Origin of the sequence: Acinetobacter sp. YH01005, assembly GCF_013420465.1 — a bacterium.
In the GTDB taxonomy this organism is placed as follows: domain Bacteria; phylum Pseudomonadota; class Gammaproteobacteria; order Pseudomonadales; family Moraxellaceae; genus Acinetobacter; species Acinetobacter amyesii.
The window spans coordinates 1-9,152 of the sequence record NZ_VOYA01000043.1; the positions used below are offsets into that span (position 1 = coordinate 1).

A 9,152-nucleotide genomic window follows, 5' to 3' on the forward strand; every position below is an offset into this window, starting at 1 on the left:
TTAGAGGAATTGCCACAAGATACGATAAGCTAAAACGTAACTATCAAAGCGCTGTTGCTTTAGCTTGTATATTTATATGGTTGCCTCTTTAGCTCAATTTATCGGCTGTAAATGTCAACACACCCTATCTTACTCGAAAAGAATGTCGTATATGAGTCAATGTGTGTGGATAGTAAATCAGGAATTAAGTAAAAGTTACCTACATTGGATTTATCACCCAATTAAGCATTTAATTTTTCACAAAAAAATAGCCACTTATTCAGTGGCCAAAAGAGAACGACATCAACAAGTTGATGTATTAGTACTGACCTATGCAACAGGACCAGGGATGTTTGTTGCATATAAATCGTTCTAACCCAATCATAATAATGTGATGGACTTATCATTTTGAGCATATTTTATATCATTTTCTGACAATCTACATTTTCAACTTCTAAGATTATTAGAAACTGCACCTATAGTGAATAATGCTGTAATAATTTTGAAATATTAGACCATTTCGAATTATGAAAAATAGAACAAAATGAAAGAAAGTTAGACTAGAGCCCAAAAGTTTTAGAAGAGAAATTTAAACCTAAATTATTTTGTAGGACTCGAACAAAATGCACTTTCGTTTAAGCCAGATGACTGCATACTCTGTTGCTGTTGTTGTAAGTAGTGCTGTGAAGCCACTCGCATTAGATTGGCCATTTCAAGAGCTGAGTTTTGCTGAGAAATTTCTAAAATCTGTCGATATGCATTCAATCTTAAACAAAAAGCTTGAGTTTGCTGCTGACCCGTTGCAGTAGATGTAGGGTCATCTAAAATGGCTTTGGTTGAATTAATTTGCTCAGTATATGTATGTATCTGAGCATTATATTCAGCTTGAGTCAGTTGTGGAGTAACCGCTTCATTCACATTTGCATATGCTACAGAAGCAGTAAACACAGAAAAAATAAAGACATAAGGTTTATACATCAATGGAGAATGCATAAATTAAGCCTCATCACCTTCTTTCCAGACATCTTCATAATCATCAGCATCGATCATAAAACGATAGCCCACATCCAAAGCTAAATACGGTAGCACTTCAGGCACAACATCTTGCAGTTTACGCACAGTCATTGTTTCAAAGTTATCTGCGCCTTCAAGCTCGCCGCCATAAATATACCAACTGACATTTTCATCACCTTCTGCAGGCTTACGAATACCAACTATTGGATCTTTATTTAAGGTATGGACAGCCACAGCAATTACATCATCGCCCTGCACTTCTACATATGCAGAACCCACTTCTTCACATAAAAGTTTTTGTTCTGCAATCAGTTCTGCCAAAGGTGATGAATTTTGCGTATGTTTTGCCATGTTTGTTCTCAGGCCATATAGGTTTCGGGCATTCTACCGTGAATTACACTTATATAGATAAATTTTTTCCGTGCGAAAGCATTCGAGCCTTGTTTTATCAATTCATTTATAGAAAAAGACTCAATGCGGTAGATTCCACCTAAAAGTATAAACAAGAAGAAAGGAAACTTATTCAACACATATACCGCTAAAACATAGAAATAGACGAATAAAAAATAGAATCAGCATGCAAACAGCAAACTTCTTTATCACCACAGATTTAACTTTTGCCAATACCTGTACAAATTTAGACAAATGCCCGATTTTCCAAACTTACATGATTTATGAAAGAAATCGTCAATGCCTTGCACGCTTCATACATTCAAAACACTGACTAGAAAATACACAGGATGGTTAATACGCTTATATATAGGACTATAAAGTATGACGTAGCTAGGCAATAAATGCTCAGCTTATCTAAAGCTGCCTACTTATAAGGAAATGCTCCCACAGAATATTCAATTCACTGAGGCAAACAAAATATCTAGCGTGAGCCCTATCATTTATGAAAACCTTTTATTGGCCTAGAAATATGCTTTATAAACCATAGAAAAAGTAACTATCTTTTAATTTTTATATACTTAGCACACAAACCTGATTTATTCTTTCAAATAACTCGATTGAAAACTGAGAACAATTTAGATTCCTTTACGCGTGAAATAAGTTAAACCTTAGAATTTTTTAAGTCGCTGTATAAATACCATCTTTACGACTATGCATGCGTAGGCAGTTCAACTGACGATCTATAAGACAAATGTACAGGCCATCTCACCTTTCAGATCATTTGTACTGGTTATTGCTAAACGTACGCACCACGATAAAGCAAGTTTACACAAAAGATATCAACAGTTTTAGCCAATTGGGTTTAAAATGATGTCCTACAATATAATGTTAAAAATGTAATCTTTTAACATTGCCAATTCTCTGCAAAGTTCGCATTATATAGCCCATTCTCGGCACATGCTTTTCACGTCAATTCAAAGAAATTATAAAAAAAATGTGGGATTTTATGCCATAATGAGCAAACTTTGCAGGTATCTTGCAAAGTAAATTTGCAACTTTTTATTGGAGCAGGCTAAATGAGCTCGACCATTTTGGTCATTCATGGACCGAATCTCAACTTACTGGGAAAACGTGAACCCGAAGTTTATGGCTATCTAACACTCGATGATATCAACCAAAAACTGATTTCACAGGCTCAAAACGCTTCCATTTCTCTCGACACTTTCCAAAGTAATTGGGAAGGCGCTGTCGTCGACCGAATTCATCAAGCGCAACAAGAAGGCGTTCAATTCATCATTATTAACCCAGCAGCCCTAACACATACTTCGGTTGCTGTGCGTGATGCCCTTCTTGGTGTAGCCATTCCGTTTATCGAAGTACATCTATCAAATGTCCACGCTCGCGAAGCATTTAGACATCACTCCTATCTATCTGATAAAGCCGTTGGCGTTATTTGTGGTTTAGGTGCAAAAGGCTATGCCGCAGCACTAGACTTCGCCATCGAAAAAATTCAACCAACTTCTCAATCTTAATTAGGAATACTGTTCATGGATATCCGTAAAATCAAGAAACTCATCGATTTGATGATTGAATCTGACTTACAGGCGATTGAAGTTAAAGAAGGCGATCAATCGATTGCTCTAACTCGTCGCAATCCAGTAGTTGCTGCCGCTGCGCCTGCTATGGCTGCTCCTGCCGCTGCGCCTGCTGCACCTCGTTCACCACGTGGTGCTGTTGAGCCGTCTCCTATGGTTGGTGTGTTCTATGCTGCGCCAAATCCAGGTGAAGCACCATTTGTGAAAGTTGGTCAAACTGTATCTGCTGGTGAAACACTCGGTATCATCGAAGCAATGAAAATCATGAACCCAATTGAAGCAACTCAAAGCGGTGTAATTGAAGAAATTTTGGTTAAAAATGGCGAAGTGATCCAATTCGGTCAACCATTATTCCGCTATCGCGCTTAAGACCACGGGGAATCACAATGTTGCAAAAAGTTTTAATTGCAAACCGTGGTGAGATTGCGCTCCGCATCACCCGCGCTTGCAAAACTTTAGGAATTAAAACCGTAGGGATTTATTCCGATGCCGACAAAGACCTAATGCACTTACGCTTCTGTGACGAAGCTGTGTGCATTGGACCAGGTGCCAGCAGCGAAAGTTATCTCAATATCCCTGCCATTATTACAGCGGCTGAAATCACCGGTGCAGATGCCATCCATCCAGGTTATGGTTTCTTATCTGAAAACGCTGAGTTTGCAGAAATTGTAGAAAACTCAGGTTTTATCTTTATCGGTCCGCGTCCTGAACACATTCGCTTAATGGGGAACAAAGTTTCTGCCATTATTGCGATGAAAAAAGCTGGTGTACCGACTGTTCCGGGTTGTGACCATGCTGTAACGATTCACAATGCATTGGCAGAAGCCAAAGAAATTGGATTTCCATTGATCGTAAAAGCTGCCTCTGGTGGTGGTGGTCGTGGTATGCGTATCGTTGAACGTGTAGACACGCTACTCGAATCTGTACAAGCTGCTCAACGTGATGCGGAAATGTGGTTTGGTGACGACACCGTTTATATGGAACGTTTCCTTCAAAAGCCACGCCATGTCGAAGTGCAAGTTCTTGCAGATGGTAATGGCCATGCAATTCACCTTTATGATCGTGACTGTTCATTGCAACGTCGCCATCAAAAAGTGCTTGAAGAAGCGCCTGCACCGGGTTTACCTGAAGAAGCACGTGCGCATATTCTTGAAGCATGTGTAAATGCTTGTAAATTGATGCAATACCGTGGTGCTGGTACATTTGAGTTCTTATTTGAAGAAGGTGAATTCTTCTTTATTGAAATGAATACTCGTGTACAAGTAGAACATCCTGTTACTGAGCAAGTAACTGGTGTGGATATTATCGAGCAACAATTACGCATTGCTGCTGGCTTAGGTTTGGATCTTCAACAAGAAGATATTCAACTTAAAGGTCATGCGATTGAATGTCGTATTAATGCAGAAGATCCATCTACATTTATGCCTTCACCGGGTAAAATCGACCATTTTTATGCACCGGGTGGCGCAGGTATCCGACTAGATTCTCATATCTATCAAGGATATAGCATCCCACCATACTATGATTCAATGATTGCAAAACTCATTGCGCATGGTAAAGATCGTGAAACCTCTATTGCGCGCATGAAACAAGCTCTGGAAGAGATTATCTTAACTGGCGTGAAAACCAATATTCCGCTACATAAAGATTTGATTCTTCAAGATAAAAATTTCTGCGAACAAGCAATGGATATTCACTATCTTGAAAAGCATCTATTAAAGAAAGTCGAAGGACATGAAGATAAATAAATCTTCAGCGTCAAAAAAACCACTCAAATGAGTGGTTTTTTATTTTCATAATAAAAGGTCTATAATCATGCTTAAGGCAAAACTCGACGCAATGTCGCAAAACACTGCTGAGCCTGATCGTTGGCACAGAAATTAATAACCGATGGACTTTTCCACTTTACAAAGTACTGTGAAATTTCGCCGGTTTGATCTTGAATATTGCCCGAACAATCCATCTGATTATTGTCATATTTCACTTGCAAAATCAGTGCTGGAATTTGCACATTCGGATCTTGTGCAGGTTGATAGTCATACACCCCTGATGACCACTCTTCACCGCTTTTGATCACAACATCATTATTACTCTTAAAATTATAATATTCGACGCACTTTTTATTGGTCGGAATTTCCATGCCCCATAAGCCAACCAATTCAGAACGTGTTGTCACCCTAAAGCTATTCACCGCTTCAACTTGATTTTTAGCCTCTGAATTTTGAGTTGTATTCTTATTATCTGCCGCCATCACCAACGATGAACTCAACATGAGTAAAACTGTAAGATATGCTATTTTCATACATTTAATCAGTCATATAAATCATGCTCTTAAAGTAACACATTTTTTTACAAATCCGCGGTTTATCACATTTTCATAACAATCATTTTTCATCTTTATCCAGAAAATCAATCTTCGTTAACGAAACTACAAATCAGCTAAATGCCAAACAAATCACACTATTTACAATAAAATAATATAAAATCTTTTTTATCGTTTAATATACGAAAAAAACGAATTCTCCCATATTTAACCTAGGCTTACATAAGCTAATGAAACTGCATTCGAATAGTCTTGCTCCGCTTAATACACGCCACAGCATGGCTTTTGTCATAGTCGCTGCAGTTATTTTTTGCTGCTGCTTAGTCGGTATTTTCAGCCGCCCATTAAGCTATTTAGCGATTTTTTGGCCTGCGAATGCATTATTGTTAGCATTATTCTTAAGGTTTCCCAAACTCAGTAATCTGGGAGGATGGTTAGGTGCATTTACCGGCTATATGCTCCCAGATTTAGTGACAGGCAATTATTTCCAACTCACCCTATTTCTTACTTTTTCAAATTTAACCAACAGCATGGTATCGTTATTTTTTATGCGATATTTTCAGGTGAACTATCAAAACTATAATAAAGGTTTCACCTTTCTGACCATGATTGTCATCATCGCCTGTGGTGGATGCCTTGCGGGTGCACTTTTTGCTATTTTCACCGTGCCTTATATTCCCAATACGTTTATGTCGACCGATCGATTGTCGATTGATTTTGGTATGTGGTGGATTACCGAAATATTGAATGCGCTGATTATATTACCGCTTATTCTGTCTTTTCCTAAACTGGCCGATCTTAAACTTTATTTCAAAGATCGACGTCATCAAAGCTTTCAGATCAATAAAATATTTCCGGCAATTGCAGTTGTCTTCTGTGTATTTTTAACAGCCGTTTCTGCAGGTCCAGGGGCAATTCTCTACCCTTTAGCGGCTCTAATTTGGGCAGCATTAACCTATCGATTATTTACCTTATCACTGATTAATGCCGTGGTAATTTTAGCGACCTATTACAATTTAAATGCGTTCTACTTACACGATTCTTCATTAGCCTATTTATCGACAGCAATTTCAGTTCGTATTGGCCTAGCCATGCTGATTCTCTCGCCGTTAATTCTTTGTATTATTAGCCGAAATCGGCACGAACTATATAAAGAGGTTTTATACCTTGCAAATCATGATAGTTTAACGCATGCGATGAATCGTCGATATTTTTTCGAGCAAGGTGAGCTTTACCTACAAAACCAAATTCAGCTTAACTTTTCCATTATCATGATGGATATTGATCATTTTAAACAATTAAATGATCAATATGGGCATTATGTCGGTGACCAAGTTTTACAAGAATTTTCGAGTATTGTGCGTAAGAATTTACGTGAAACTGATTTATTTGCACGAATTGGGGGAGAAGAGTTTAGTGTATTACTTACCAACATTGCAGCACCTGAAGCCCAAGGTATCGCTGAACGTATCCGAAAAGTCGTTGAAACCACACCAATTAGTATCGATGAACAAAATACAATATATATTACTGTGAGTATCGGCCTAATACACCAGTCTTTGCCCAATGCTCCAAGTTTGCAAAGTATGATTAATCAAGCCGATCAGGCATTATATCAAGCTAAAGAACTCGGCCGTAATCAAGTGATTTTAGTCCATTGAGACTTTTCAATATACTGAATTGTTTCAAGCTGGCTTTTGGTTCGTTTTAGGCAAGCCCACGACCAAAAACATGGCAGGTATAACCGCCAGTCCTGCGATCATAAAAATAACGGGTCCCGAAAGCATGTCCCAATATCGACCTGCTAAAATACTGCCACTCGCAACACCTAAGCCCCACATGGTGCTGTATAGCGCTTGACCACGCCCTTGTTGACTTGCGGTAAAATTTTGAAAAATGATTCGCATAGCGATTAAGTGGAATAATCCAAAACTAAAGGCATGAATCGTTTGCGCAGCAAATTGAGTGATAAACACCGTCGGATATAAGCCTACAATCAACCATCGCATCCCTGTTAGCCCTAAACAAATGAGCACTAAGTTACGCCAAGAATATCGATTAAAAAAGACATTGGCATAGGCAAACATAATGATTTCCGCAATGACTCCGACAGACCATAAAAAACCGATTTGGCTCGTCGAAAAATCAGCTTGCATAAGGTAATTGCTATAAAAACTATAAAACGGTGCATGCGAAAAGAGCAGAAAAAATTCAATGATAAAAAAACTCGCTACAACTGGTCGTTTTAAGATAGGCCAAAGTGGTTCAAGTTTTTTCTGTGAAGATGGTGCAGTAGCGGGCTCTTTAATCGTAAATGACCAAATAAATGCGAGAAATGCAATGCATAACAACATGATAGGCAGCATTGAAACAGGTATTATTTCTAGCAAAGCCCCAATTCCAAATACCCCAACAATGAAGCCAACTGATCCCCATTTTCTGACTTTTCCATAAAGTTCTGCACGCCGCTCAGCTAACCAAAATAAAGTTACTCCTTCAAACTGAGCCAATATAGCATTTTGAAAGAAACTAAAAACCAGCATGAGTAATGCAACAGATTGAAAACTGTTGGGAATTATAAAAATCAGAAACCAAATACAGGCTTCCATCCATGTTGCGATTCGAACTAAAAGCATGCGCTTGCCGGATTTATCTGCAATCCAACCCCAAATAAATGGGGCAAAAAAACGTGTCACAATTGCAATCGAAGATAAAACCCCTATTTCTTGATAATTAAACCCTTGATCCTCTAAATACAAACTCCAATACGGCATGAATGTACCCACTATTGAATAATAGAAAAAGTAGAATCCACCTAGTTTTGTTTGGATTGGAATTGATTGCATTTGGTTATATTCACTTGTATTTTCAAACACTTAAATAAGTTAATGGTTATATAAGATTGCACTCATTTGGCTGTATTTGTAGCTCAACAGTCTACAAATGAGTCTACAAATTGCAAAAAAATATTTTTTTTGATTTTTTGTAGACTGCTTTAAAAACTCATTAATTTTCACTATTTTATCACTGTTTTTCGCATAAAAGAAAAACCGCCCGAAGGCGGTTATTTTTGACGATGAAAGTTATAAATCTTTTGGAGTATTTATTTTATTGACGAGCTAGAGATGGAAATAAACATTCAACAATACGTTGGGTACTCCATAAACCAATTTCTTGATGATGCATATGAGGCGCTAAATACTTTAGAAGTTTGTTGATCTTATATCCTGTATTCGTATTTCCATCAAATTGTTTCTTAAGCTCAGCCATTTCATTGTTAGCTAAATAATTAAATGAATTGGTCTCTAGGAAGTTTTTCACATACTCATTATTCACTTGATTTTGCTTAGGATCTATAGATTTGCCAGCAATCCAATCATAAATAAAAGTTTTTTCAACAGCATTAAACACTCCAAACATTTTACCATCTTCGTCGTGAATCATCTGCCAAAATCTACTCTCTTCAGGTGGTCGATTCAATTTTATCCAGCCCATACGTACAAGCTCAAAAATAAACTCTTCAACACTATCATCTTCAGACAGCCATTCATTCGTCGTTCTATTGTTAAACATACATTTATTACTATGCATATGTTTACCAACGATCGCCTTTTTCTTAAATATTTCTAGCACCATCTTTTCAGTGCTTAAATTTTTAATTATCTGAACTGAACTCATTCCTTTGTTATTTAGGAGATAGCCGATTTTGAGTTTACGAATGAAAGAGGTGGATCAGGAAATTTGAACAACACTTATAAGTGATATTTTGCTCCCCAAATGATGTTATAAACATCAATATATGGAGTATTTTATGGCACGTAGACCAAGAAGAAATCATTCAAATGATT

At 37.5% G+C, this 9,152-nt stretch carries 9 protein-coding genes and 1 pseudogene; 5 read left to right on the forward strand and 5 right to left on the reverse strand.

From position 1 onward, the window contains the following. Positions 1-92: pseudogene (locus FTT72_RS15520) on the forward strand (IS5/IS1182 family transposase); the annotation flags it as partial. Positions 93-579: 487 nt separating this feature from the next. Here FTT72_RS15520 and FTT72_RS15525 read toward each other — a convergent pair. Beyond that, positions 580-972, reverse strand: coding sequence for a hypothetical protein (locus FTT72_RS15525; RefSeq protein ID WP_180109320.1), 393 nt, complete (start codon positions 970-972; stop codon positions 580-582). A gap of 3 nt (positions 973-975) precedes the next feature. Continuing rightward, positions 976-1,344: a hypothetical protein gene (locus tag FTT72_RS15530; protein WP_078190788.1), complete on the reverse strand. Its 369-nt coding sequence runs from the start codon at positions 1,342-1,344 to the stop codon at positions 976-978. A gap of 1,118 nt (positions 1,345-2,462) precedes the next feature. Between FTT72_RS15530 and aroQ the strand changes: the two genes are divergently transcribed. The 3 genes from aroQ to accC are packed head-to-tail and all read left to right on the forward strand — an operon-like array spanning position 2,463 to position 4,729. Next, positions 2,463-2,918, forward strand: a complete 456-nt coding sequence (gene aroQ, locus FTT72_RS15535) for a type II 3-dehydroquinate dehydratase (RefSeq protein WP_180022653.1) — start codon at positions 2,463-2,465, stop codon at positions 2,916-2,918. A gap of 15 nt (positions 2,919-2,933) precedes the next feature. Beyond that, complete coding sequence (gene accB, locus FTT72_RS15540) at positions 2,934-3,350, forward strand: acetyl-CoA carboxylase biotin carboxyl carrier protein (RefSeq protein ID WP_078190790.1); 417 nt, start codon at positions 2,934-2,936, stop codon at positions 3,348-3,350. A gap of 17 nt (positions 3,351-3,367) precedes the next feature. Then, on the forward strand, positions 3,368-4,729 hold the full coding sequence (gene accC / locus FTT72_RS15545; protein WP_111885487.1) for an acetyl-CoA carboxylase biotin carboxylase subunit: 1,362 nt from the start codon (positions 3,368-3,370) through the stop codon (positions 4,727-4,729). Positions 4,730-4,800: 71 nt separating this feature from the next. On the opposite strand, the gene FTT72_RS15550 is transcribed toward accC, so the two are convergent. Continuing rightward, a complete protein-coding gene (locus FTT72_RS15550) occupies positions 4,801-5,283 on the reverse strand; it encodes a hypothetical protein (RefSeq protein WP_078190792.1) in 483 nt (160 codons plus the stop codon). 251 nt (positions 5,284-5,534) lie between these two features. On the opposite strand from FTT72_RS15550, the gene FTT72_RS15555 reads away from it, so the two are divergent. Then, the gene (locus FTT72_RS15555) at positions 5,535-6,965 is read left to right on the forward strand and encodes a GGDEF domain-containing protein (protein ID WP_180163423.1); all 1,431 of its coding nucleotides are present in this window, start codon (positions 5,535-5,537) and stop codon (positions 6,963-6,965) included. 24 nt (positions 6,966-6,989) lie between these two features. On the opposite strand, the gene FTT72_RS15560 is transcribed toward FTT72_RS15555, so the two are convergent. Together FTT72_RS15560 and FTT72_RS15565 are read right to left on the reverse strand one after the other, a co-directional pair. Further along, positions 6,990-8,150: an MFS transporter gene (locus tag FTT72_RS15560; RefSeq protein WP_180054633.1), complete on the reverse strand. Its 1,161-nt coding sequence runs from the start codon at positions 8,148-8,150 to the stop codon at positions 6,990-6,992. A 262-nt stretch (positions 8,151-8,412) separates the two neighbouring features. Continuing rightward, a complete protein-coding gene (locus FTT72_RS15565) occupies positions 8,413-8,982 on the reverse strand; it encodes a hypothetical protein (RefSeq protein WP_180178658.1) in 570 nt (189 codons plus the stop codon). Between the last annotated feature and the right edge of the window lie 170 nt (positions 8,983-9,152).